A 24,281-nucleotide genomic window follows, 5' to 3' on the forward strand; every position below is an offset into this window, starting at 1 on the left:
GCGGACGTCCCGGCGGGGCGACCCGGTCCCGTGACGGCGTGGCGCACGCCACACGGCTGCGAAGCGAACGTGAGAGGTCCGCCACCCGGCCTCGGCGGGAACTCGCGTACCCTGGCGACTCACTCGCCTTTGTTGCGTGGGCCGGGACACCGCTCCTCCCGAGCCGCAGCCGCAGGGAGTCCCCACCCAGCGGATCGCCGAACGTGAGGGAACATCTGGGAGGTACGTACATGTCCGGGACGACCACGGCCGCTGAGCGTTGCCGTCGGGAGGCCGGGGCCGGTGCAAACCGCTGGGTCGTCCTTGTGGTGCTGTGCGTCAGCCTGCTCCTGGTCGCCGTCGACGCCACCGTGCTCCACGTCGCCGTGCCCGCCGTCACCGAGGACCTCACGCCCGGTGCGATAGAGCTGCTGTGGATCGTCGACATCTACCCGCTCGTCTGCGCCTCGCTGCTGATCCTCTTCGGCACGCTGGGCGACCGCGTCGGCCGCAGACGGGTCCTCCTCCTCGGATACGCGCTGTTCGGCGTCGCGTCCGCCGTCGCGGCCCTCGCCGACAGCGCGCAGGTACTGATCGCGGCGCGCGCCCTGCTCGGCGTCGGTGGCGCGATGATCATGCCCGCGACGCTGTCGATCCTGCGCCAGGTCTTCCCCGACCGGCGTGAGCGGGCGCTCGCCATCGGCGTCTGGAGCGCCGTCGCCGCGGTCGGCGCGGCCATCGGGCCGCTGCTCGGCGGATTCCTCCTGGAGCACTTCTGGTGGGGTTCGGTCTTCCTCATCAACATTCCGCTGATGCTGGTCAGCCTGCCCGTCGGGCGACTCCTGCTGCCCGAGTCGACGGGTGAGCGCGACGGGCCGTGGGACGTCGTCGGCGCCCTGATGGCCGCGGCCGGTCTCTTCGGCGTGGTCCTCGGTGTGAAGCGGCTCGGCGGAGGCGAGGCGCCGCTGAGCGTCTTCACGGCCGTGCCGCTGGTCGTGGGCGCCGGACTGCTCGTCGCCTTCGCACGCCGCCAGCGACGCCGCCGGCACCCGCTGGTCGATCTGACGATGTTCGCGCGGCCCGCCTTCAGCACCTCCGTCGGCTGCATCGTGCTGGCCATGCTCGCGCTGGTCGGCCTCGAACTGATCGCCGCCCAGTATCTGCAGCTCGTCCTGAAGCTCTCCCCGCTGGAGACCGGACTGCGGCTGCTGCCGCTCACCATCGCCGCCATGGCCGCGGGGCTGGTCGGGGCGAAGATGCTGCAGCGCTTCGGGCCGCGGACCATGGTGTGCTCCGGCTTCTGTCTCACCGCCGCAGCGGTCGTCACCCTGACGGCGATGGGAACGCACGACAACGCCCCGCTGCTCCTGGCCGGATTCGTGATGCTCGGGTTCGGGCTGGAGGTGACGCTCTTCGGCGCGTACGAGTCGATGCTGAGCGAGGCGCCGCAGGAACAGGCCGGCGGAGCGGCGGCGATCGGCGAGACGTCGTACCAGCTCGGGGCCGGCATCGGGATCGCGCTCCTCGGCAGTGTGATGAACGCGGCGTACGCGCCCGCACTCTCGTCCGTCCCGGGGGTGCCCGCCGGGGAGTCCGCCGCGGCGGGGCATTCGCTGGGGGAGGCGTACGAGGTCGCCGCGCGGATCGGCGGGGCCCCGGGGGAGGCGTTGCGGCACGCCGCCCGGCACGCGTTCGTGCACGGGCTGCACGTGACGTTGCTGGTGAGTGCGGGGCTGTTGCTGCTGGGGGCGGTGATGGCTCTGCGACTGCCCCGGGCCATGGAGTGCGGGGCCGACGTCGACCTGCCGGCGCCCCGGGAGGCCGAGAAGTCGCTGCGGGTGGAGTCCCTCGGCTGACGCGTCCGCGGTGGCATCCGGGTTCGCGCGGACTCTGTCGGCAGGGCGACCCTGGACGTGCGTCACACCGCGTCGTAACGTCGGGCCAGCCCGTGGTTAACAGTGCTAGTTTTCCGTGCCGGAGGCACCCATGTCCGCATCCCCGAAACTGCCGCCCTTCGATCCCGCCGACCCCCTCGGCGTCGACGACCTGCTGAGCGCGGAGGACCTCGCGGTCAGGGACACCGTGCGGGCCTGGGCGGCGGACCGGGTGCTGCCCCATGTCGCCGAATGGTACGAGCAGGGTGAGCTGCCGGGAATCCGGGAGCTGGCACGGGAGTTGGGGGACATCGGCGCTCTCGGGATGTCACTCGACGGCTACGGGTGCGCCGGGGCCTCCGCCGTGCAGTACGGCCTCGCCTGCCTGGAGCTGGAGGCCGCCGACTCCGGGATCCGCTCCCTCGTCTCCGTGCAGGGATCGCTCGCGATGTATGCGATCCACCGCTTCGGCAGCGAGGAGCAGAAGCAGACATGGCTGCCGCGGATGGCCGCGGGCGAGGTCATCGGGTGCTTCGGACTCACCGAGCCCGACCACGGGTCCGACCCCGGGGCGATGCGTACGTACGCCAAGCGGGACGGCGGGGACTGGGTCCTCACCGGACGCAAGATGTGGATCACCAACGGGTCCGTGGCGGGCGTCGCCGTGGTGTGGGCGCAGACCGACGACGGTATCCGCGGATTCGTCGTGCCGACGGACGTCGCCGGTTTCTCCGCGCCGGAGATCAGGCACAAGTGGTCACTGCGTGCATCCGTCACCAGTGAGCTGGTGCTCGACGAGGTGCGGCTGCCCGCCGACGCGGTGCTCCCCGGGGTCACGGGACTGAAGGGACCGCTCAGCTGTCTGTCGCACGCTCGATACGGAATCGTGTGGGGCGCGATGGGTGCCGCGCGGGCGAGCTTCGAGGCGGCGGTCGAGTACGCGAAGACCCGTGAGCAGTTCGGGCGGCCCATCGGGGGGTTCCAGCTCACCCAGGCCAAGCTCGCCGACATGGCGGTCGAGCTGCACAAGGGGATTCTGCTGGCCCACCATCTGGGCAGGCGCATGGACGCGGGACGGCTGCGCCCCGAACAGGTCAGTTTCGGCAAGCTCAACAACGTACGGGAAGCGATCGACATCTGCCGTACGGCGCGGACGATCCTCGGGGCCAACGGGATCTCGCTCGAGTACCCCGTGATGCGGCACGCGACGAACCTCGAGTCGGTGCTGACCTACGAAGGCACCGTCGAGATGCACCAGTTGGTACTGGGCAAGGCGCTCACCGGTCTCGACGCGTTCCGGTAGGCGTTGTCCTACCGCGGCGCCCAGAGGCGGTCCCGGTGAGCGGCCCTGCTCAGCTCTGGTTGAAGAAACCGTCCGTGCGGCGGGCGGCGGGCTCCCCGCTGACGATCTCGGTGTCGGCTGGGGTCAGCAGGAAAACCCGGTTCGACACGCGCTCGATGGAGCCGCGCAGGCCGAAGATCAGGCCGGCCGCGAAGTCGACGACGCGCTTGGCGTCGGCCGCCTCCATGGCCGTGAGGTTCATGATGACGGGAACCCCGTCGCGGAAGAGCTCACCGATGCCACGGGCGTCCCGGAAACTGTCCGGGGTGACCGTGCCGATCCGGCGGCCCTTCTCCTCGGCCGCTTCCGAAGCCACCTTGACCCGTGGGTCCGTGACCCAGACCTCCCGGCTCCCGGTCTCGGAACCTTCGGCGTAGTCGTCGTCGTAGTAACGCTCGTCATCGTTGTCGTCGACGAGGCCAAGCCAGGCACTTGCCTTGCGCACCGATCCCATGGACGCCTCCTCTCACAGCGGTCTTTCTTCTTTCCGCATCCCCATGGTCGTCCATGATGCGGATGTCGCGCCAAGGGGATAGACGCCGCGCGGGGGTTTCGTGACGGTACTGGTGCACAGCGAATTCGTCGAGAGGCCGCGTACCCCAAGGGTCGTGCGGTACACCGCTGCTGACTGAGAGTGAAATATGATTCTTCACGGCGTACGGGTGACGGCTGGAGCGTACGGGTGAACGAGCCGCTCGGTACGATGCCGCAGCTCAACGTCGTACACACCACGGGGGATCGTCGTGTTCGGAATCGTCAGACCCTGCCGTCATCGGCTGGGAGAGAACCTCAAAACCCAATGGATGGCGCATTTGTGCGGGCTTTGTCTCGCGCTGCGCGGGGATCACGGGCAGTTCGCGCGGGTCGTCACGAACTACGACGGCTTGCTGATATCGGTTCTGACAGAGGCTCAGGCCGATCGCGACACCGGCCGGCGGCGTACGGCGGGGCCGTGTCCTTTGCGTGGAATGCGGAGCGCGTCGGTCGCTCAGGGTGAGGGGGCGCGGCTCGCCGCCGCCGTTTCGCTGGTGCTCGCCTCGGCGAAGATGCGCGATCACATGGCGGACGGCGACGGGCTGTTGGCGCGCCGGCCGGTGGCGCTCGCCGCACGCCGGGTCGCCGCGAGCTGGGGCCGGGCGGGCGCCCTGACCGGCTCCGACGTCGGATTCGACACCGCCGTACTGGTCGACGCGGTGGACCGGCAGGTGGGTATCGAGACGCTCGCCGGGCCCGGCACCTCGCTGCTGACCGTCACCGAGCCGACCGAGACCGCGACCGCCGCGGCCTTCGCGCACACCGCGATCCTCGCCGGGCGGCCCGGCAACGCGCGGCCGCTGGCCGAGGCGGGCCGGCTCTTCGGACGGCTCGCCCACCTGCTGGACGCCGTGGAGGACAGAGAGGCCGACGCCGTGGCGGGGGCCTGGAACCCGCTGACCGCCACCGGCGCGTCCCTGGCGGAGGCCCGTCGTCTCGCCGACGACGCGCTGCACGGGATACGGCTCGCCCTGCGCGACGTCGAGTTCACGGACGCGAAGCTGGCGCACGTACTGCTCGCGCACGAGCTGCGGAACTCGGTGGACCGGGCGTTCGGCACCGCGTCCTGCTCGCACGGCAACCCGTACGCGCCGTCCGGGCCCGGTGGTCCGCCCGCGCCGCCCGAGCCGCCGCGCCGTGACCGGCGCGGGCTCCTCGCGGGGTGCCTCGTGTGGGCGGGACTGGCCTGTACGTGCCAGATGTGCTGCGGCGAATACCACGACCCGTGGTCGGGGGAGCCGAAGCCGGGCTTCTGTCAGCGGTGTGACGACTGCAGCGACTGTTGTGAGTGCTGCGACTGTTGCGGCAAATGCGGGGACTGCTGCGGGAACTGTTGTGACGGATGCGGGTGCGATTGCAGCTGTTGACGCTCCCGCGGCTCCCACCGGAGGTCGGCGGTGCCGTTGCCCGCGGGTCCGGTGGGGGCGGGTCGCGCAGTTCCCCGCGCCCCTGAAAGGCAGGGCTGCGCCCTGCCTTTCAGCCCCTCCTACGTCGGAGGAGCGCGAAGCGGCGACGCGTCGAACGCGGGGCGCGAACGCGAAGGAGGACATGCGAAAGAGGAGATGCGAAGCGTGCAGGCGCGAGGGGAGGGGGCGCGTGTGAAGGCGTGGAGACAGGCGGAGAGAACGCGGAGGGCGCCCGCCCTCGAAGGGCCGGGCGCGCAGGGGGTCAGCTCAACAGGACGAGGACCACACTCGACCGAAGTCGATGTGGGAGCGGGTGACCAGCCACTGCTGCGAATGCATGTGCGTAAGTGGAACAGGCATCCGGTTGGACGTCAACTGACCTGAGACGTACTGCTCACAGTGTGGACAGCCTTGACAGGCCCGGGAAACGCCCCCGTACTCTCGACGGACGGTCCTGCTGAGGGGCTCGGCCGTGCACGCCGTACGACGCCCCGGGCGTCCGGCGTGACCTGTGTGAAGGCATCACCCGTGTTCGACTCGACGCATCACGGAGCCTTCACATGTCCTCGCACACCCCTGTCGAGGTGGCCGCGCCGAAAGACGCGGTGCCTGCGCGCATCGTCCCGCGGCCCCGGCAAGACCAATACCACCTCGAGCGGCGCTACGTGCGCGGTTCGGAGCACACCCGATGAGCGGCTCCGAGCCCCCGTCGCTGGTGATCGTGGGAGCCGGACCGCGAGGGACCGGAGTCCTGGAGCGGATCGCCGCCAACGCGCCCGAGCTGTACGCCGGTTCGGCACCGGCCGGTCCGGGCCTCGACGTGCACCTCGTCGACCCGTACCCGCCGGGCGGCGGACGCATCTGGCGCGAGGAGCAGCCGCCGCTGCTGTGGATGAACTCGCAGGCCCAGGACGTCACCATGTTCACCGACGAGACCGTGGACATGGCCGGACCCGTACGGGAGGGGCCCACCCTGCACGAGTGGGCCCGGCTCGACGGACGCGTCTTCGCGGACCGGCGACGGCAGGGCGCCTACCTGCGCTGGGTGTACGAGCAGACCGTCGCCGCGCTCCCGCCGGGCATCCGTGTCCACCACCACCCCCGCCGCGCGGTACGGGTCGGAGGCCCACGCGAGGGGCGTCAGCAGGTGTGGCTGGCGGGCCGGCCGCGTCCGCTCCTCGCCGATCTCGTCGTCCTCACCCTCGGCCATCTGGACGCCGAACCCGACGAGGAACAGCGCCGGTTGGGGGCGTACGCCCGCGTCCACGACCTCGTCCACCTGCCACCGGACTTCACCGTCGACAGCGACCTGTCCGCCCTCGCCCCCGGCGAACCGGTGCTCGTACGCGGTTTCGGGCTCGCCTTCGTCGACCTGATGGTCCTCCTCACGGAAGGACGCGGCGGCCGCTACGAGACCGACGCCGAAGGGCAGTTGACGTACCGGGCGTCCGGACGCGAGCCCGTGCTGCACGTCGGGTCCCGCCGCGGAGTCCCGTACCACTCGAAGATCGGCTACGACTGGACCGGTGAACGGCCGCCGCTGCCCCGGTTCTTCGGACCCGAGGCGGTGGACGGACTACTGGCGCGCCCGGCGGGCTTCGACTTCCGGCGGGACGCGCTGCCGCTCGTCGAGAAGGAGCTGGGCTTCGCCCACTACCACCGGCTGTTCGCGGCGCACCCCGACCGCACGGCCATGACCTGGACGGACTTCGAGGGGAGATACGAGAAGTACACCGCCGCCGACAGCGCCGGTATCCGGGCCCTGGTCGCCTCCGCCGTGCCCGATCCCGCCGACCGGCTGGACCTGGCGGCGCTCGACCGGCCACTGGCCGAGGCGCGGCACACCTCGTACGACGCCCTCCAGGGCAGCCTGCGAGCGTACGTCGAGGCGGATCTGACCAGACGTCACGACCCGGTGCACAGCCCGGACCTGGCCGTCTTCCTCGGACTCCTCTCCGTCTACGGGCAGTTGGTGCGGCTCGGCGACATCGGGCCCTGGTGGCACGGCTTCTTCAGCCACCTCGCGTCGGGGCCGCCCGGACCGCGCCTGCGGCAGATGCTCGCTCTGTCACGGGCCGGAGTGCTGCGGTTCCTGGGCGCGGGCATGACCGTGTCCGCCTCGGACGGGGTCTTCCGGGCCGGGAGCGCCACCGTGCCGGGGGAGTACGTCGAGGCCCGCGCGCTCGTCGAGGCACGGCTGCCGCACCCCACGGTCGAGCGGACACGGGACACCCTGCTGCGCGAGCTGTACGCCGAAGGGGCCGCCGCGACGCCCGAGGGGCTGCTGGCCGTGGACCCCGCCGACGGGCGCGTCCTCGACCGGTCCGGCACCCCGCACCCGCGACGCTTCGCGCTCGGCCCGCACACCGACGCCCGCGGCTTCGGCGCGTTCACCCGGCCGCGCACCGGAGGGCTCGCCTTCCGGCAGAACGACGCCACCGCGCGGGCCGCACTCGCCTTCCTGCGCGACCTCTCCTGTCGCGCCGCCGCATAACCCCACGCCGCACCCCGGGCCACGCACCGCGTGCCGGCCCCTTCTCTTCTCCTCCCTTCTCCCGCCCGGAGGCCCCCATGCCGTTGACCAGTGATCCACCCCTCGCCAGAGCGTCTGCCCGGCCCGAGGACCACGGCGCGCTCAAGGTGGTGCCCGTCCGGCACCCCTGGCGCTGGGCCGCCGTGGTCGTGACCGCCGTGCTGCTCGCCCAGTTCGCCCACGGGCTCGCCACCAACCCTGGCTGGGAGTGGGAGGTGTTCGCCGAGTTCTTCACCGCCGAGGTGGTCCTCAAGGCGGTCTGGGTCACCCTGCAACTCACCCTTTACGGAACGGCGTTGGGCTTCGCGCTCGGCATCGTCCTCGCCTTCATGCGGCTGTCCGACAGCCCGTTCCTCCGGGCCGTCTCCTTCGCGTACATCTGGGCCTTCCGGTCCATCCCGCTGATCGTGCAGCTGCTCTTCTGGTTCAACCTCGCCTACCTCTACAAGGAGCTGCAGTTCGGCGTTCCCTTCGGGCCCGGCTTCTTCTCCTTCGACACGATGGGGCTGGTCGGCGCGATGAGCGCGGCCGTCCTCGGACTCGCCCTCCACCAGGCCGCGTACGCCGCTGAGATCGTCCGCGGTGGCGTACTGGCCGTCGACAGCGGGCAGTTGGAGGCGGCCGCCGCGCTCGGCATTCCCCGGCTGCGGCAGATCCGGCGGATCGTGCTGCCACAGGCGATGCGCTCCATCCTGCCGAACGCCGCCAATGAGGTGATCTCCCTCTTCAAGGGCACCTCGATCGTCTCCGTCATGGCGATCGGCGAACTCTTCTACCAGGTCCAGGTCATCTACGGACGCAACGGCCGGGTGGTACCGCTGCTCATGGTCGCGACGGCCTGGTACATCCTCCTGACCACCGCGCTCTCCGTCCTCCAGCACTACGTGGAACGGCACTTCGCGAAGGGAAGCACCCGATGAGCGCGCCCGGCACCCCCGCGACGGCGGACGGGACCGCCGCCCCCATGGTCGACGTCAGATCCGTCCACAAGAGCTTCGGTCCGCTGGAGGTCCTCAAGGGCGTCGACCTCGCGGTACGGGCCGGTGAGGTCGCCGTCGTCCTCGGCCCCTCCGGCTCCGGCAAGTCCACACTGCTGCGCACCATCAACCACCTGGAGAAGGCCGACCGGGGCTGGATCAGCGTGGACGGAGCGCTGGTCGGCTACCGGCGATCCGGCGACAAGCTGTACGAGCTGCGCGAGCGCGAGATCCTCAAGCAGCGCACCCGCATCGGGTTCGTCTTCCAGAACTTCAACCTGTTCCCGCACCTGACGGTGCTGGAGAACATCGTCGAGGCCCCGGTCTCCGCGCTGAAGCGGTCCCGCAAGGACGTCACCGGCGCGGCGCGCGGACTGCTCGACCGGGTCGGGCTGTCCGACAAGGCCGACGCCTATCCGAAGCAACTGTCCGGCGGGCAGCAGCAGCGCGTGGCCATCGCCCGGGCGCTCGCCCTGGAGCCCAGGCTGCTCCTCTTCGACGAGCCGACCTCCGCGCTCGACCCGGAGCTGGTCGGCGAAGTCCTCGACGTCATCAAGGACCTGGCCCACCGGGGCACCACCATGATCGTCGTCACGCACGAGATCGGCTTCGCCCGCGAGGTCGCCGACACCGTCGTCTTCATGGACGACGGCCGCGTCGTCGAGCAGGGCGCCCCCGGCGACGTACTCGACGCGCCGAGACACGAGCGCACCCGCGCCTTTCTCTCCAAGGTCCTCTGAGCCGCCGGGCCCCTCGCGTCCCACCCCGTTCTCCCATTCCCAGTGAAGGAGTTCTTCCGTGATATCCCGACGCACCGTCGCCGTCTCCGTCGCCGCACTCGTCGTCGCCCCCCTGCTCAGCGCCTGCGGCGGTGACAGCGACGCGGCGACCGGGACGGGCACCTCCGGGACCGGGAAGGTCGGCGGCGTCAACATCGGCCCGGACCAGAACCGGATCCGCGGCGAGAAGGTCGACGAGATCGCCGCGCTCGTCCCGGCGGCCGTCCGCGAGCGCGGCACGCTGAAGCTCGGCCAGAGCGCCGACGCCTCACCACCCCTCGGGTTCTACGCGACCGACGACAGGACGAGAATCGGTTCCGAGATCGATCTGGCGACGCTCGTCGCCGACACCCTCGGCCTGAAGCTCGACAACGACGAGGTCTCCTGGGAGAACCTCTTCGTCGGCCTGGACAGCGGCAAGTTCGACGCCGTCTTCTCGAACGTCACCGTCACGGAGGAGCGCAAGGAGAAGTACGACTTCGCGACCTACCGGCTCGACAACATCGCGTTCGAGGCGAAGAAGGGCAGCGGCTGGAAGGTCGACGGCCCCGAGGACGTCGCGGGCAGGACGATCGCCGTGGCCTCCGGCACCAACCAGGAGAAGATCCTCGTCGACTGGAGCAAGCAGAACGAGAAGGCGGGCCGCAAGGCCGTCACCATCAAGTACTTCCAGAAGGACACGGACTACTACCTGGCCCTCCAGTCGGGCCGTATCGACGCCTACCTGGGCCCCAGCCCGTCCGCCGCCTACCACGTGGCCAGTGCGAAGCAGTCGGAGATCATCGGCACGCTCTCGGGTGCCGGGGACGACCTCCAGGGCAAGATCGCCGCGACCACGAAGAAGGGGAGCGGGCTCGTCGACGCGTATGCGGCCGCCGTCAACCACGTGATCGAGGACGGCAGTTACGGGCGCGTGCTCAAGCGGTGGGGCCTGTCGAGCGAGGCCGTGGAGAAGTCGGAGATCAACCCGCCGGGCCTGCCCAGGATCTGACCCCGGTCCGCGGCGCCCGCCCCGGGCGCCGCGGCCGGGCCCGATCAGTCAGGTCCCGCCTGCCGGTCCCGTGGGACCCGCCAGTCGTGCCGGGTCCGGCCGGTCGTCTCCCGCCGGTCCCGTCCGGCCGGTGCCATCGTCCCCGAACCCGTCCCCGTGCCTGCACCCGTCCCCATCTCCATACCCGTACCCGAACCCGCCCCCGCGGCGCTTCGTCGCGGTGGCGGCCGGGAGCCTCCAGAAAGGTTCTCTCCTCATGGCAGCACCGCACGGCCGGGGGCTTCTGCACCTGGCCGCAGCCGTCGATCAAGAGGCGGTCCACGATGTCTCGGCCCATGGCGAACTGGTGCGGCTCGCGGAGCGCGGCGGGTTCGACTTCGTCACGCTGGGCGACACCTTCGCGCGGCCTGAGCCCGACGCGCTCGCCGTGCTGGCGCGGATCGCGTCCACCACGACACGTATCGGTCTGGTGCCCACCGTCACCGTCACGCGCACCGAGCCGTTCCCCGCCCGGGCCGCCTTGGCCACCCTCGACCGCGTGAGCCGCGGCCGGGCCGGCTGTCGGATCGACCTGTCGACCACCGAGGGCGGAGCCCGGAACCTCGGCCGCCGGCGAGCCCCGTCAGCCGGGGCGTCGGGGCGCGAGTCGGGGCAGGTCGCCGACCTGGCCGCCCGGCTGTGGGACAACCGGGCGGTCGATGCCGGGACACGCGACGATGCGAGCGGCCGGCCCGTCGGCCGCGACGAGGCGCGCCCCGCCGGCTACGAAGGCGACACCTTCCCCGTGCGCGGCCCGTCGACCGTGCCGCGTCCCCCGCAGGGACCCCCGGTGACGGTCGTCGATGCCACCGACCGGCGTGCCCGGGCGGCCGCGGCGCGATGCGCGGACGTGGCCCTCGTCCAGGGCACGAACCCGGCACAAGTCGGTTCGGTGCGCGCGGAGTTGCACGCCTCCGCGCTCGCACACGGGCGGGACCCTGACGAGTTGCGTGTCCTCGCCGCCCTCACCGTCGACCTCGGTGACGGCGAACGCGCGGCCGAGCCGGGCCACGGCGGGGGCGGCCCCCGGCAGACCGGGCAGGGCCCGCTGTACCGCGGCGGCCCGGTCGACCTCGCCGAACTGATCGCCTCCTGGCACGAGACCGGTGCCGCCGACGGCTTCCACCTCACGCCCGCCGAGCCCCGCCGCGACCTGGAACGCCTGGTCAACGGCACGGTCGCGCTGCTCCAGCACCGCGGGCTCTTCCGCACCTTCTACCCGGGCAGCACACTCCGCGAGCACCTGGGACTCACCCGGCCCGCCCACCGGTACGCCGTGACCGGGGAGGCGCCATGACCCCCTGTACGCGCCATGCCCCTCCGTACGCGTTCGGTCGCGCGACGGCCGACCGTCCGCAAGCAGGTCCGTCTCGCCGCAGAACGCGATCCTCGCCCGGAGCCGATCCGAGGTGCCCACCTCTCCGGCCCCGATCCCGACCCTTCCGTCCTCGCCGTGGCCGAGAGGCGGCGGTCCCGGTCACGCGAGAACGGCCCGTCGAGCCGGCAGACCGGGACCGAGGCGTCGGCCCGGGCGTCCTTCGCCGGCGCCGCGGAGGCGGCCGGCGCCCGGATCGAGAGGTTCGTACGGGCGGACGCGGCCGGCGGTTTCGTCCTCGCGCCGTGTCCGACGCCGGGCGGCCTCGGCGAGTTCGTGGACCGGGTCGTGCCGCTGTTCCAGGAGCGCAGCGCGCTCCGGACGGAATACACCGGCACCGCGCCGCGCTCACACCTCGGGTCGCCGGACCCCGTGTGGAAGGGTTGATCACATGACGGCGGACGCGTTCGAGGACTGGAAGCAGTGGCACGAGCACCGCATCGCGACGGTGTCCGCGCCCTACGGTCCGCTCGCGCTCAGCGGCACGCACTGGCTCGAAGATCATCCGGAGGGGCGACTTCCGGACATGCCCGGCCGGTGGGCCGCGGACGGTGACGCGGTCGTTCTGACGGCCGAGGAGTCCGACGGCATCCGCGTGGACGGCACGCCCTTCACCGGCGAGGTCCGGCTCGATGCGGACCTCGGTCCGGACGCCGCCCGTGTCGCGCACGGCGAGCGCCGGTTCGTCGTTCTCGCCCGCGAAAAGGCCCTGGGCGTACGCGACTTCGACCCCGCCTCACCCGCACGGCGGGCGTTCCGTGGCATCGAGGCCACCGCGTACGAGGCGCGGTGGTCGGCGCCGGGGCGTTTCACCCCCTACCGGGAGAACCGGACCGTACGCGTGGGGAACGCCGACGGGCGCGAGCGGGGACTCGGGCTCGGCGGTGAACTCGCCTTCACGCTGGACGGCAGGGACCTCACGCTGCAGGTGACGGTCCAGGGCGACGGCTCGCTGTGGGCCGTCTTCGCCGACGCCACGAGCGGGCACGGCAGTTACCGCTTCCGGTTCCTGCGACCGGCGGCGCCGGACGGGCAGGGGCGCACGACGGTGGACTTCAACCGCGCCCTGCTTCCGCCGTGCGCATTCGCGGACCACTTCATCTGCCCATTCCCGCCGCCGGGGAATAGCCTGAGCGCGGAGATTGCAGCCGGGGAGCGCAATCTCCTCCGCTGATCCGCACGGAATCCACACATCGGCGCCGACGAGATCAACTCCCGTGGGAAATACGTAAGTTGAACATCGCACGGCCGAAAGGCGCCCTTGCATCCTTCGAGCGTGCGGTCGAATATTCCCCCAGCGCCTTGTCAGGGGCACGGCGTATCCGGAATCCGGACACAACGCCCCTGGCGTGCGCCTCACGGGCCCCGACCCCACGCGGGCCCCCGACTTCCCTTTGGAGGGAACGAGCAGTGAGGACCAAGCGCACCACCCCCCGCAGCGGCATAGCGAGACGGACCCGGCTGATCGCCGTCACCTCCGGACTCGTGGCCGCGGCCGCATTCACCATCCCTTCCGCGAACGCGAGCGACGCATCCACGTTCAGTACGTCCCAGCTGAAGAGCGCCAACTCCTCGGTGCTCAAGGCCGATGTTCCGGGCACCGCCTGGGCGACCGACGCCAAGACCGGCAAGGTCGTGGTCACGGTCGACAGCACCGTCACCAAGGCGGAGATCGCGAAGATCAAGCGGGCCGCGGGCACCAACGCCGGTGCCCTGCAGATCAAGCACACCCCGGGCAAAATCAACAAGCTGATCAAGGGCGGCGACGCCATCTACGCGACCAGCTGGCGCTGCTCCCTCGGCTTCAACGTCAAGAACAGCGCGGGAGCCGACTACTTCGTGACCGCCGGCCACTGCACCGACGGCGCGGGCAGCTGGTACTCCAACTCCGGGCGCACCACGGTCCTCGGACCGACCGCGGGCTCCAGCTTCCCGACGAACGACTACGGTCTCGTCCGGTACAGCAACACCGGCGTCACCAAGTCCGGCACCGCGGGCAGCGTGGACATCACCCGCGCCGCCACTCCGGCCGTGGGCACCAACGTCATCCGTACCGGTTCCACCACCGGCACCCGCACAGGGCGCGTCACCGCCCTGAACGCGACCGTCAACTACGGTGGCGGCGACGTCGTCTACGGCATGATCCAGACCACGGTCTGCGCCGAGCCCGGCGACTCCGGCGGTCCGCTCTACGGCAGCAACGGTGTGGCCTACGGTCTGACCTCCGGCGGCAGTGGCAACTGCTCCTCCGGCGGCACCACGTTCTTCCAGCCGGTCACCGAGGCCCTGAGCGCCTACGGCGTCAACGTATTCTGATCGGTACGCGACAAAGCGACATCCGCGTGATCTGATCTGCAGTCGGCAGCAGACGAGCCCCCGCACACCGTTCGCGGTGCGGGGGCTCGTCCTTGGAACGAACCGAAGGACCGGGGGAACGACGAGTGGTTCTTGACCGGCAGCGCCGCGTACGCCGCAGCCCGCTGCTGTTCACGACACCGCTGGTGCTGCTCGTGCTGCTGGCGCTGGTGCTCCTGTGGGAGATCGTGCGGGGCAACGTGACCGGGGAGCTGAGCAGGCAGTGGCCGTGGCGGCTGCGGCTGATGGACACGGACCCGCTGGGCAGTCTGCTGGCGGTCGCCCTCGCCGCGGTGCTCGGCCGGGCCCAGTACGCGCGCACGGTACGGCCCGCGCTGGGCTGGAGGGCGTCCTGGGGGCCCGGCCCCTTCGCCCCGGACGAGCCCGCCTGGAACGTGGGCATCCTGAACGGCGGGCAGCAGCACGCGGTGGTCGAGCGGGTCGACTACCAGCTCGTGCCGCGCGGCGGGACTCCCGGGCCCTGGACCGACCACGCCGGACTGCTGGCGGACCTCGCCGGGCGGCGTCTCGTGCACGGCACCCACTACCGGCAGATGCTCCTCGGTGCGGGCTTCCCGCTCGCGGGCGCCGCCGGGCACGAGACCGTGCCCGAGGGCATGTACACCCAGCGGTTCGTCGACGAGATCGACGTGCTGCTGATGCGGCTGCGGGTGACGGACGCCGTGGGGGACAGTCATGAGCGGGTGATGGACCTGCTGCGGGGAGCCCGGCTGGAGCGGCCTGGCGCGGGTGGCGGCCTCATCGTGCGGCGCCCCGGAGAGTGATCCGGGCGGCGCCCCGGAGCTCGGTGAGAAGCGGCGTCCGAAGCGGCGTCCGGAAGATCGTCCGAAGGACGGGGCGACCGGGGAGCGGCGGGCGGATGTCCGCCTGACGTGGGCGCCGCCCCGGCCCTCCCGATCACCCGTCGGTCCGTGGTGTCGCGCACAGCCAGTCCAGTACGTCCGGGAGGGCCTCCAGCGCCGCGAAATGGCCGCCGTCCGGGTCCAGGACGGGGCGGGCGCGCGGGATCTGCCGGGCCAGCCACTCGAAGTGGCCCACCGGGGAGAAGGTGTCCTGGGCGCCGTGCCACAGCAGCACCGGGCGGGTGATGCGCGCCGGATCGAAACCCCAGTGACTCAGCAGCGCGAGGTTGTCGTCGATCCAGCCGTAGGCCGAAGTGCGCAGTGACTCGCGGTAGTTGCGCAGCAGCATGTCGCTCACGGCCGGGGTGGAGATGATCCGCCGGTCGGAGTCGGTGAGGCCGTCCCGGATCGACGCGAGGAGCTGGGCCGGGTCCGCCCGGACCGCCGCGGCCCGTGAGGCGAGCCGGTCCGCGAAGTCCACGGGGTCGGTCAGTGCCCGTGTGTACTCGTCGACGTTGGACGCCGCCATCCCCTCGAACCAGTTCAGCCCCTCGGTGGTGGGCGGCGCGAGACTCGCCATCGCGGCGACCCGCCGTACCCGGGTCGGCAGCAGCGCCGCGCAGGCCAGCGCGTGCGGAGCGCCGCCCGACCGGCCCAGCACAGCGAACCGGCCGAGCCCGAGCGCGTCGGCCAGCGCGGCCACGTCCCGCGCCGCCTGCGCCACCCGGCGTCCGGGGCCACGGTCGGAGTCCCCGTAACCGGCGCGGTCGTACGCGATGAACCGCACCCCGGGACGCGCCGCGATCACCTCCTGCGGCACCACGCCGTGCCGGCAGCCCGGTGTGCCGTGCAGCAGCACCACCGGCGTACCGCCAGGGTCGCCCCATTCCTCGAACGCCAGCCGCCGTCCGTCCCGCATCCGTATCCCGCTAGGCACCGCTGTCCTCCATCTCCCTTTCGCCTCCACGCCGGAGTTACCGTCGAAGTACACACCTTTTGCGCCCGATACGGACCCTGGGGGTCGTCATGGTCGAGGAGCTGGTGGCGGCGGGAGCGGCGCTCGCGTCCGTCGGAGCGGTGTACGCGATGGCCGCCGCCCGAGTCGTCAAACAGTACGAGCGGGGTGTGGTGCTCCGGCTCGGGAAGCTGCGGTCCGGGGTGCGCGGTCCGGGATTCACCATGATCGTGCCCTTCGTGGACCGGCTCCAGAAGGTCAACATGCAGATCGTGACGATGCCGGTGCCCGGACAGGACGGCATCACCCGGGACAATGTCACGGTGCGCGTGGACGCTGTCATCTACTTCAAGGTGGTGTCCGCCGCCGACGCGGTCATCCGGGTCGAGGACTACCGGTTCGCGGTCTCGCAGATGGCGCAGACGTCCCTGCGTTCGATCATCGGCAAGAGCGAGCTGGACGACCTGCTCTCCAACCGGGAGAAACTGAACCAGGGCCTGGAGCTGATGATCGACAGTCCGGCCGTGGAGTGGGGCGTCTCCATCGACCGTGTCGAGATCAAGGACGTGTCGCTGCCGGAGACGATGAAGCGGTCCATGGCGCGCCAGGCGGAGGCCGACCGCGAGCGGCGGGCCCGGGTCATCAACGCGGACGCCGAGCTGCAGGCCTCCAAGAAACTGGCGGAGGCCGCCGGGGTGATGTCGGAGCAGCCCGCCGCGCTCCAACTGCGGCTGCTGCAGACGGTGGTGGCCGTCGCGGCCGAGAAGAACTCCACGCTCGTCCTGCCCTTCCCGGTCGAACTGCTGCGGTTCCTGGAGCGGGCGCAGCAGCCCGCGCAGCAGGCACCTCGCGCGGAGGACCCTTCGCTCCGGGCGGGACAGGCTGCTGCCGATCCGCGGCAGCCGTCGGCCGGATCGCAGCCGCCGCCGGACCAACCGCAGGAGCTGTCGGCCCAGGCGCAACAGCTGCTCGCTCAGTGGCAGCAATCGATGCAGGAGCAACTCCCTCCCGTCGAGACACCGTTGGATCCGGACTTCGGAGGGTCGAAATCCGGACAGGACTAGACCTCACAGAATGCCGCTAGTTACTCGCTCGTAGTATTTGCACTGGGAACCGACGAGGTGGGACAGCGGCTTGTCAACGCGCGTCAACCATGCGGGGGCGCGCGTCGGTCACGGTGTGCGCGTCCTGAAGTCGACCTTGTGTGCCCCCGTGCGGCCTCGGAATAGTGGTCGTCGTCCGTTGGCATGGACGCGGCTTTTTTCGTGAGTCGTGTCCCTGTCCGCACACCTTTCGGTCGCGGTGGTCCCCACAATCGCCGCGCCCGACCCCCCACAGGAGGACACAAGTTGAAGCACCGACGCATACCCAAGCGGCGGGTCGCCGTGGCAGGTGCGGGCATCGCCGCACTGGTCGCCGCGGGAGTCACCTTGCAGAGTGCGAACGCGAGTGAGAACGCGCCCGCTCCCGAGCTCAAGATCCTTTCGGTCACGGCGGCCGGAAAGCTCGCCTCGACGCTCGGCAAGGACCTCGGCGCGGACGCGGCGGGAACGTATTACGACGCGAAGGCCAAGAGCCTTGTCGTGAACGTGCTCGACAAGACCGCGGCCGAAACCGTCGAGGCCGCGGGTGCCAAGGCCAGAATCGTCGAGAACTCCCTCGCCGAACTCAAGGGCGCCCGTACGACGCTGAAGCAGGACGCGACCATCCCCGGCACCTCGTGGGCGGTGGACCCGGCGACCAACAAGGTCGTCGTCACCGCGGACCGTACGGTCAAGGGCGCCAGGATGGCGCAGCTGACCGAGGTCGTCGACGGGCTCGGTGCCAAGGCCGAACTCAGGACCACGAAGGGGGAGTTCAGGACCTTCGTCGCCGGTGGTGACGCCATCACCGGTGGCAGCGGCCGCTGCTCGCTCGGCTTCAACGTGGTCAAGGGCGGCGAGCCGTTCTTCCTCACCGCCGGGCACTGCACCGAGGGGATCACCACCTGGTCCGACTCCTCCGGCACCGAGATCGGCGAGAACGCGGACTCCAGCTTCCCCGGCGACGACTACGGCCTGGTGAAGTACACCGCGGACGTGGACCACCCGAGCGAGGTGAACCTCTACAACGGTTCCGCGCAGGCGATCTCGGGCGCGGCCGAGGCCACCGTGGGGATGAAGGTCACCCGCAGCGGGTCCACGACCCAGGTCCACGACGGGTCGGTCACCGGCCTGGACGCCACCGTGAACTACGGCAACGGCGACATCGTGAACGGGCTCATCCAGACCGACGTCTGCGCGGAGCCGGGTGACAGCGGTGGTTCGCTGTTCTCCGGAAGCAGCGCGATCGGACTCACGTCCGGTGGCAGCGGGGACTGCACCTCCGGCGGGGAGACCTTCTTCCAGCCGGTGACCGAGGCGCTGTCCGCCACGGGTACCCAGATCGGCTGACCGTTCCGCCGAGTACGCGAGAGCCCCGCTTCCACCGGCCCGGTGGGGGCGGGGTTCGCGCGTCGGGGGAGGATTCGGGCGGGGCGCCTGTCTCGCCGTCCCCGCGTCCCTTCAGGGGCGTTCCTGCGGGGCGGCGTTCGCCGGATCGGCCCCGCGCAGAGAGCCCGCGACGAGTGTGATCGCGCTTCCCAGCACGGCCCATGCCGAGAGCACCAGCATCGAGGCGGTCAGGTCGTTGCCCTTGAAGTAGGCGATCGAGCGGGCGGCCCAGGTACCCGCGCCCGGCGGCAGGGCGGGGCCGATCGCCTTCCAGAACGGCGGCAGCATCGGCGGCGGGAGGGCGCCGCCCGCGCTCGGATTGCCCAGGATCACCACCAGCAGGACGGCCACTCCGATGCCGATGATCCCGAAGACGCACTGGAGCGCGAGCGTGGCGGCGCCCACCGCGAAGGTGATGAGCGCGCCGAGCCCCCACAGGGCCGCCACGCTGCCCGGCAGCGCTCCGAGGACCGGCCCGACGATGACCGCTCCGCCGAGTCCGCCGACGATCGCGACCAGGGCCATGGCGGCGAGCCGGATCACCGCGCGCCGGGGACCGGCCGGCCGGGCGCCCGCGCTGACCGCCAGTGCCGAGGCGCACAGATAGCCGCCCACGCACCAGCCGACGACCAGGTAGAAGGGTGTGAGCCCGTTGGCGTCCTGCGCGTCGGCCGGGACCACGTCGACGGTCCGTACCGTGCGGCCCTCGCTCTTCTCCAGCTCGGTGGTGAGCGCGATCAGCGCACTGGCCAGGACCTTGCCGCCGCCGGAGGCGACCAGCAGGGTGTCGGTGGTGCCGGTCGGGTCGATCAGCAGGGCGCCGTCGATGTCACGGTTCGCGATCTGCTCGCGTGCCGTCGCCTCGTCGGCGAGCACGCGGGGGTCCAGGGGTTTGCCGGGCAGCCGTTCGAGCCGGGCCACCGCCTGCTCGGCGGCGGTGCCCGGCGCGACCACTGCGAACGCCACGTCCTTCGGCCTCGGATGGTGCAGCGCCCCCACGTAGGAGGCGATGAAGAGCAGCTGCAGGGCGAGCACGCCGATGACGAGCAGCGTGGCCCGCGGGGTGACCGCGTCCTTCACCTCGTCGAGGAAGGACCGGTGCGGGGCCTGTGCTGTCCGTGTCATGTCCCCACGGTCCGAGCCGGGCGGTGTTTGCGCAGGTGGGACGGGGCCGAACGGATGTCGCACAGGCGTTCGAAAATTGGTCTATGGTGGAGGTGGGGGACTTGGGAACTGATGTTCGAGGGCTGGCGTGGGAGCCCCGGGATGGTGGAGGTGCGCGTGCCTGGCTTCACGCATCTGCACACCGCTTCCGGGTTCTCGCTGCGGTACGGGGCCTCGCATCCGGAGCGTCTCGCCGAGCAGGCCTCCGAGCGGGGCATGGACGCGCTGGCGCTCACCGACCGGGACACCCTCGCGGGTGCGGTCCGCTTCGCCAAGGCCTGCGCCGCGCAGGGTGTGCGTCCACTGTTCGGGGTCGACCTGGCGGTCGGGGAGCCCGTACGGGGGGAGCGGCGCCGGACTCCCGTACGGGGCGGCGCCTTCATCGACGAGTCGACACCCCGGGTGACCTTCCTCGCCCGGGACGGCGCGAGGGCCTGGGCCGACCTCTGCAGAATCGTTACTGCGGCGCATGCGGGAGAGGGGCAGCCGCTGCTGCCCTGGGCCGGCAACCACGCCGAGGGCCTGACCGTGCTGCTCGGGCCCGCCTCCGACGTGGGCCGGGCGCTCGCCGCCGGGCGCCCCGACCGGGCCGCGAAACTGCTCGCGCCCTGGCGGGAGGTGTACGGCGACGCCCTGCGCCTCGAAGCGGTCTGGCACGGACGCAGGGGCACCGGGCCGGGATCCCTGCGGCTGGCCGCCCGTACCGTCGGCTTCGCCGCCGAGCAGCGGGTGCGCCCGGTGCTCGGCAACGCCGTCCGGTACGCCGACGCGGGCATGGGTCCGGTCGCCGACGTGCTGGACGCCGCCCGTCGGCTGGTCCCCGTGGACCCCCGCAAGGAACTGGACAGCGGCGAGGCCTGGCTCAAGGACGCGGGTGCCATGCTGGCCGCCGCCGAACGCGTCGTCGAGGCCGCGGGTTACCGCCGCGACACCGCGTACCGTCTGCTCGAACAGACCCAGGCCACCGCCGCCGAGTGCCTGGTCGACCCGGAGGACGACCTGGGGATCGGCGCCGTGCACTTCCCCGAACCGCATCTCGTCGGGGCCGGCCGCCGCACCGCGCAGCGCGTCCTGGCCTCACGGGCGGCGGCGGGGATGGTGCTGCGCGGCTACGACCGTTCTCCCGGAGCGCGTGACCGCTGGGAGAGGATGCACCACGAGCTGGACATCATCGCCCACCACGGTTTCGCCTCCTACTTCCTGACGGTCGCTCAAGTCGTCGACGACGTGAGGGAGATGGGCATCCGGGTCGCCGCGCGGGGCTCCGGTGCGGGCTCGCTCGTCAATCACCTCCTCGGCATCGCGCACGCCGATCCCGTCGAGCACGGGCTGCTGATGGAACGCTTCCTGTCCAAGCGCCGTCAGGTCCTGCCCGACATCGACATCGACGTGGAGTCCGCACGCCGCATCGAGGTCTACCGCGCGATCATCGGCCGGTTCGGCACCGAGCGGGTCGCGACCGTGGCGATGCCCGAGACGTACCGCGTACGGCATGCCGTACGCGACGTCGGCGCCGCGCTCTCCATGAACCCGGCCGACATCGACCGGATCGCCAAGTCCTTCCCGCACATCCGCGCCCGCGACGCCCGCGCCGCGCTGGAGGAACTGCCCGAACTCCGCTCCCTGGCAGGCGAGTTCCCGAAGGAAGGTGCGAAGTACGGACGGTTCTGGGAACTGGTGGAGGCGCTGGACGCCCTGCCGCGCGGAGTCGCCATGCACCCGTGCGGAGTCCTCCTCTCCGACGCCTCGCTCCTCGCCCGTACGCCGGTCGTGCCGACCAGTGGCGAAGGGCTTCCCATGTCCCAGTTCGACAAGGAGGACGTCGAGGATCTCGGGCTGCTCAAGCTCGATGTGCTGGGGGTGCGGATGCAGTCCGCGATGGCCCACGCGGTGGCCGAGGTGGAGCGGGCCACGGGGGACCGGATCGACCTGGACGCCGTGGAGGAGGGCGACCCGGCGACGTACCGGCTCATCCGGTCCACCGAGACGCTGGGCTGCTTCCAGATCGAGTCACCGGGACAGCGGGACCTGGTCGGCAGGCTCCAGCCCGAGACCTTCCACGACCTCGTCGTCGACATCTCCCTCTTCCGCCCCGGCCCGGTCGCGGCCGACATGGTGCGGCCGTTCATCGAGGCGCGGCACGGCCGGGCGCCGGTCCGCCACCCGCATCCGGATCTGGAGAAACCGCTGAAGAGCACGTACGGGGTCGTGGTCTTCCACGAGCAGATCATCGACATCGTCGCCATCATGACCGGCTGCGGGCGCGGTGAGGCGGACCGGGTGCGGCGCGGGCTGTCCGACCCCGAGTCGCAGGGGCGGATCCGCTTCTGGTTCGCGCAGCACGCGGCCGCGCGGGGGTACGACGCGGAGACGATCGCCCGCACCTGGGAGATCGTCGAGGCCTTCGGGTCGTACGGCTTCTGCAAGGCGCACGCGGTCGCCTTCGCCGTGCCGACCTACCAGTCGGCCTGGCTGAAGGCGCATCACCCGGCGGCCTTCTACGCGGGGCTGCTCACGCACGATCCCGGGATGTACCCGAAGCGGCTGCTGCTCGCGGACGCGCGGCGGCGGGGGGTGCCGATCCTGCCGTTGGACGTGAACAGGTCGGCGGTCGCACACCGTATCGAACTGGTGTCTGAATCGGAAGGTTTCGGGGACCGCGAAAAGACCTCCGGGGAGCCCGGGAAGACCTGGGGTGTCCGGCTCGCGCTCTCCGACGTGCACGGCATCAGCGAGGCGGAGGCGGCACGGATCGCGGAAGGGCAGCCGTACGCCTCGTTGCTCGACTTCTGGGAACGGGCCCGGCCGAGCCGTCCCCTGGCCGGACGGCTCGCGCAGGTGGGCGCGTTGGACGTCTTCGGTGCCAACCGCCGTGACCTGCAACTGCACCTGACGGAACTGCACCGGGGCGCGCGCGGTGGCCGCGGGGCCCAACTCCCGCTGGGCGGCGGGCAGGAGACCGCGTCGGCCGGACTGCCGGACCTGTCCTCGGCAGAACGGCTCAGCGCCGAACTGGGCGTGCTCTCCATGGACGCCTCACGCAACCTGATGGACGATCACCGGACGTTCCTGGACGAGCTGGGCGTCGTCACGGCACGCCGGCTGCGGGCGGCCCGGCATGGTGAGACGGTGCTGGTCGCGGGCGCCAGGGCGGCCACCCAGACGCCGCCCGTCCGTTCCGGCAAGCGGGTCATCTTCACCACCCTGGACGACGGCACGGGCCTGGTCGACCTCGCCTTCTTCGACGACTCCCACGACGCGTGCGCGCACACCGTCTTCCACTCCTGGCTCCTGCTCGTGCGCGGGGTGGTGCAGCGGCGCGGCCCGCGCAGCCTCAGCGTGGTCGGGGCGGCCGCCTGGAACCTCGCCGACCTGGTGGAACTGCGCCGCGAGGAAGGGCTGGACGGCGTGGCGCTGAGACTGGCCGGGCCGCAGGGGGAGGCCGGGGACGGGGATGGCTCCCCGGGCGCTGGAGATCCGACGGGCGGCCGTCGAATCCAGATGTCCACGGGATACGAAATGCATCCGTGGGCGGATCTGCGCCCGGCGGGCGACGGGCCCGCGATCGGAAAGAAGCTGTGGCACCAGAGTCCGGGGAGTGCGGGATGACCATCCTCTGCGTACGTTTCCAGCTGCCTCCGACGCGCGAGGCCGCGCTGCCTCGACTCCTCGGCACGCTGGAGGAGTTCACGCCCGTCGTCGAGGCGCTGCCGCCCGACGGGGCGTTGGCGGATCTGCGGGGCGCCGAACGGTACTTCAGGAGGGACGTCGGGGAGCTGGCCTCGCTGATCCGGGTGCGCACGCTCGCCTGGCACGGCGTCGACTGCGCGATCGGGGCGGGCCCCGGCCCGATGTTCGCGCGGATGGCTCTGCGGGGAGCCGCCCCCGGGACGACCCGCGTGGTGCCCGGCGAACCCCGCGCCCTCGCGGAGTTCTTGGAGGAACAGCCCGTGCGGGCGCTGCCGGGAGTCGGCACCGCCACCGCCCGCACCCTGTGTGAGTACGGCCTGGACAGCGTCGGCAAGGTGGCCGCCGCGCCGCTGTCCACGCTGCAACGGCTCACCAGCGCCCGTACCGGCCGCGAACTGCACGAGATGGCACAGGGCATCGACCGCGGCCGGGTCGTACCGAACGCCGTCTCCCGGTCGCTCGCCACCGAGCGACCCTTCTCGCGCGACGAGCTGGACCCGGACCAGCATCGGCGCGCCCTGCTCTGTGCGGCCGAGGAGTTGGGCTCCAGACTGCGCGCCCTGGGGAAGGTGTGCCGCACGCTCACCCTGACCGTCCGCTACGCCGACCTTCCCCCCTCTCGAACAGGGTCGGGCGGGGGGACTCCCGCCACGACGACCCGCAGTCGCACCCTTCCCGAGCCGACCGCCCACTCCTCGGCGCTCACCGACGCCGCCTACCGCATGTACGAGGCGCTCGGCCTGCAGCGCGCCCGCGTCCGCGGCATCGCCCTGCGCGCGGAGGGGCTCGACCCCGCCGAACAGGCGTCCTACCAGCTCACTTTCGACCCGGTGGACGAGAAGGCCCGTCGCATCGAGGAGGTGGCGGACCGGGTCCGGGCGAAGTTCGGGCCGCGGGCGGTGATACCGGGCGCGCTGGCGGCATAGCCGCTCCGCTCCCCGCGCCCCTGTTGCG

The 24,281-nt window shown here is 71.6% G+C and carries 19 protein-coding genes; 16 read left to right on the forward strand and 3 right to left on the reverse strand.

What is annotated here, in order from left to right; translation table 11 throughout:
- The first annotated feature begins 230 nt into the window (after positions 1-230).
- Positions 231-1,835, forward strand: a complete 1,605-nt coding sequence (locus O1Q96_RS12945) for an MFS transporter (RefSeq protein WP_269248311.1) — start codon at positions 231-233, stop codon at positions 1,833-1,835.
- A 130-nt stretch (positions 1,836-1,965) separates the two neighbouring features.
- Entirely contained in the window at positions 1,966-3,156 is a 1,191-nt protein-coding gene (locus O1Q96_RS12950; protein ID WP_269248312.1) for an acyl-CoA dehydrogenase family protein, read from the forward strand.
- A 49-nt stretch (positions 3,157-3,205) separates the two neighbouring features.
- Here O1Q96_RS12950 and O1Q96_RS12955 read toward each other — a convergent pair whose 3' ends face one another.
- On the reverse strand, positions 3,206-3,649 hold the full coding sequence (locus tag O1Q96_RS12955; protein WP_217459371.1) for a cell division protein SepF: 444 nt from the start codon (positions 3,647-3,649) through the stop codon (positions 3,206-3,208).
- Between the two features lie 289 nt (positions 3,650-3,938).
- Here O1Q96_RS12955 and O1Q96_RS12960 point away from each other — a divergent pair, with 289 nt between their 5' ends.
- The 10 genes from O1Q96_RS12960 to O1Q96_RS13005 all read left to right on the forward strand — a co-directional run bounded on the left by O1Q96_RS12960 (position 3,939) and on the right by O1Q96_RS13005 (position 14,969).
- Entirely contained in the window at positions 3,939-5,096 is a 1,158-nt protein-coding gene (locus O1Q96_RS12960; protein WP_269248313.1) for a DUF5685 family protein, read from the forward strand.
- Positions 5,097-5,823: 727 nt separating this feature from the next.
- Complete coding sequence (locus O1Q96_RS12965) at positions 5,824-7,629, forward strand: FAD/NAD(P)-binding protein (protein WP_269248314.1); 1,806 nt, start codon at positions 5,824-5,826, stop codon at positions 7,627-7,629.
- Positions 7,630-7,706: 77 nt separating this feature from the next.
- Positions 7,707-8,588, forward strand: a complete 882-nt coding sequence (locus tag O1Q96_RS12970) for an amino acid ABC transporter permease (protein WP_269248315.1) — start codon at positions 7,707-7,709, stop codon at positions 8,586-8,588.
- Positions 8,585-9,385: an amino acid ABC transporter ATP-binding protein gene (locus O1Q96_RS12975; protein ID WP_269248316.1), complete on the forward strand. Its 801-nt coding sequence runs from the start codon at positions 8,585-8,587 to the stop codon at positions 9,383-9,385. The genes O1Q96_RS12970 and O1Q96_RS12975 overlap by 4 nt, the downstream gene beginning before the upstream one ends.
- Positions 9,386-9,443: 58 nt before the next feature.
- The gene (locus O1Q96_RS12980) at positions 9,444-10,415 is read left to right on the forward strand and encodes an ABC transporter substrate-binding protein (protein WP_269248317.1); all 972 of its coding nucleotides are present in this window, start codon (positions 9,444-9,446) and stop codon (positions 10,413-10,415) included.
- Between the two features lie 256 nt (positions 10,416-10,671).
- A complete protein-coding gene (locus O1Q96_RS12985; RefSeq protein ID WP_269248318.1) occupies positions 10,672-11,751 on the forward strand; it encodes an LLM class flavin-dependent oxidoreductase in 1,080 nt (359 codons plus the stop codon).
- Positions 11,752-11,766: 15 nt separating this feature from the next.
- Positions 11,767-12,216: a hypothetical protein gene (locus tag O1Q96_RS12990; RefSeq protein ID WP_269248319.1), complete on the forward strand. Its 450-nt coding sequence runs from the start codon at positions 11,767-11,769 to the stop codon at positions 12,214-12,216.
- A 4-nt stretch (positions 12,217-12,220) separates the two neighbouring features.
- Complete coding sequence (locus O1Q96_RS12995; protein WP_269248320.1) at positions 12,221-13,003, forward strand: DUF1684 domain-containing protein; 783 nt, start codon at positions 12,221-12,223, stop codon at positions 13,001-13,003.
- A 236-nt stretch (positions 13,004-13,239) separates the two neighbouring features.
- Complete coding sequence (locus O1Q96_RS13000; RefSeq protein ID WP_269248321.1) at positions 13,240-14,145, forward strand: S1 family peptidase; 906 nt, start codon at positions 13,240-13,242, stop codon at positions 14,143-14,145.
- Positions 14,146-14,270: 125 nt separating this feature from the next.
- Positions 14,271-14,969, forward strand: a complete 699-nt coding sequence (locus O1Q96_RS13005; RefSeq protein ID WP_269248322.1) for a hypothetical protein — start codon at positions 14,271-14,273, stop codon at positions 14,967-14,969.
- Between the two features lie 133 nt (positions 14,970-15,102).
- Here the strand turns inward: O1Q96_RS13005 and O1Q96_RS13010 are convergent, their stop codons facing one another.
- Positions 15,103-15,984, reverse strand: a complete 882-nt coding sequence (locus O1Q96_RS13010) for an alpha/beta fold hydrolase (RefSeq protein WP_269248323.1) — start codon at positions 15,982-15,984, stop codon at positions 15,103-15,105.
- An 89-nt stretch (positions 15,985-16,073) separates the two neighbouring features.
- Between O1Q96_RS13010 and O1Q96_RS13015 the strand changes: the two genes are divergently transcribed.
- Complete coding sequence (locus tag O1Q96_RS13015; RefSeq protein ID WP_269248324.1) at positions 16,074-17,066, forward strand: slipin family protein; 993 nt, start codon at positions 16,074-16,076, stop codon at positions 17,064-17,066.
- A 285-nt stretch (positions 17,067-17,351) separates the two neighbouring features.
- Positions 17,352-18,434, forward strand: a complete 1,083-nt coding sequence (locus O1Q96_RS13020; protein WP_269248325.1) for a S1 family peptidase — start codon at positions 17,352-17,354, stop codon at positions 18,432-18,434.
- Positions 18,435-18,545: 111 nt separating this feature from the next.
- On the opposite strand, the gene O1Q96_RS13025 is transcribed toward O1Q96_RS13020, so the two are convergent.
- On the reverse strand, positions 18,546-19,598 hold the full coding sequence (locus O1Q96_RS13025) for a YhgE/Pip domain-containing protein (RefSeq protein WP_269248326.1): 1,053 nt from the start codon (positions 19,596-19,598) through the stop codon (positions 18,546-18,548).
- 156 nt (positions 19,599-19,754) lie between these two features.
- On the opposite strand from O1Q96_RS13025, the gene O1Q96_RS13030 reads away from it, so the two are divergent.
- Complete coding sequence (locus O1Q96_RS13030; RefSeq protein ID WP_269248327.1) at positions 19,755-23,246, forward strand: DNA polymerase III subunit alpha; 3,492 nt, start codon at positions 19,755-19,757, stop codon at positions 23,244-23,246.
- Positions 23,243-24,253, forward strand: a complete 1,011-nt coding sequence (locus O1Q96_RS13035) for a DNA polymerase Y family protein (protein WP_269248328.1) — start codon at positions 23,243-23,245, stop codon at positions 24,251-24,253. The genes O1Q96_RS13030 and O1Q96_RS13035 overlap by 4 nt, the downstream gene beginning before the upstream one ends.
- The last annotated feature ends 28 nt before the right edge of the window (positions 24,254-24,281 follow it).

It is taken from the genome of Streptomyces aurantiacus (assembly GCF_027107535.1).
Lineage (GTDB): Bacteria > Actinomycetota > Actinomycetes > Streptomycetales > Streptomycetaceae > Streptomyces.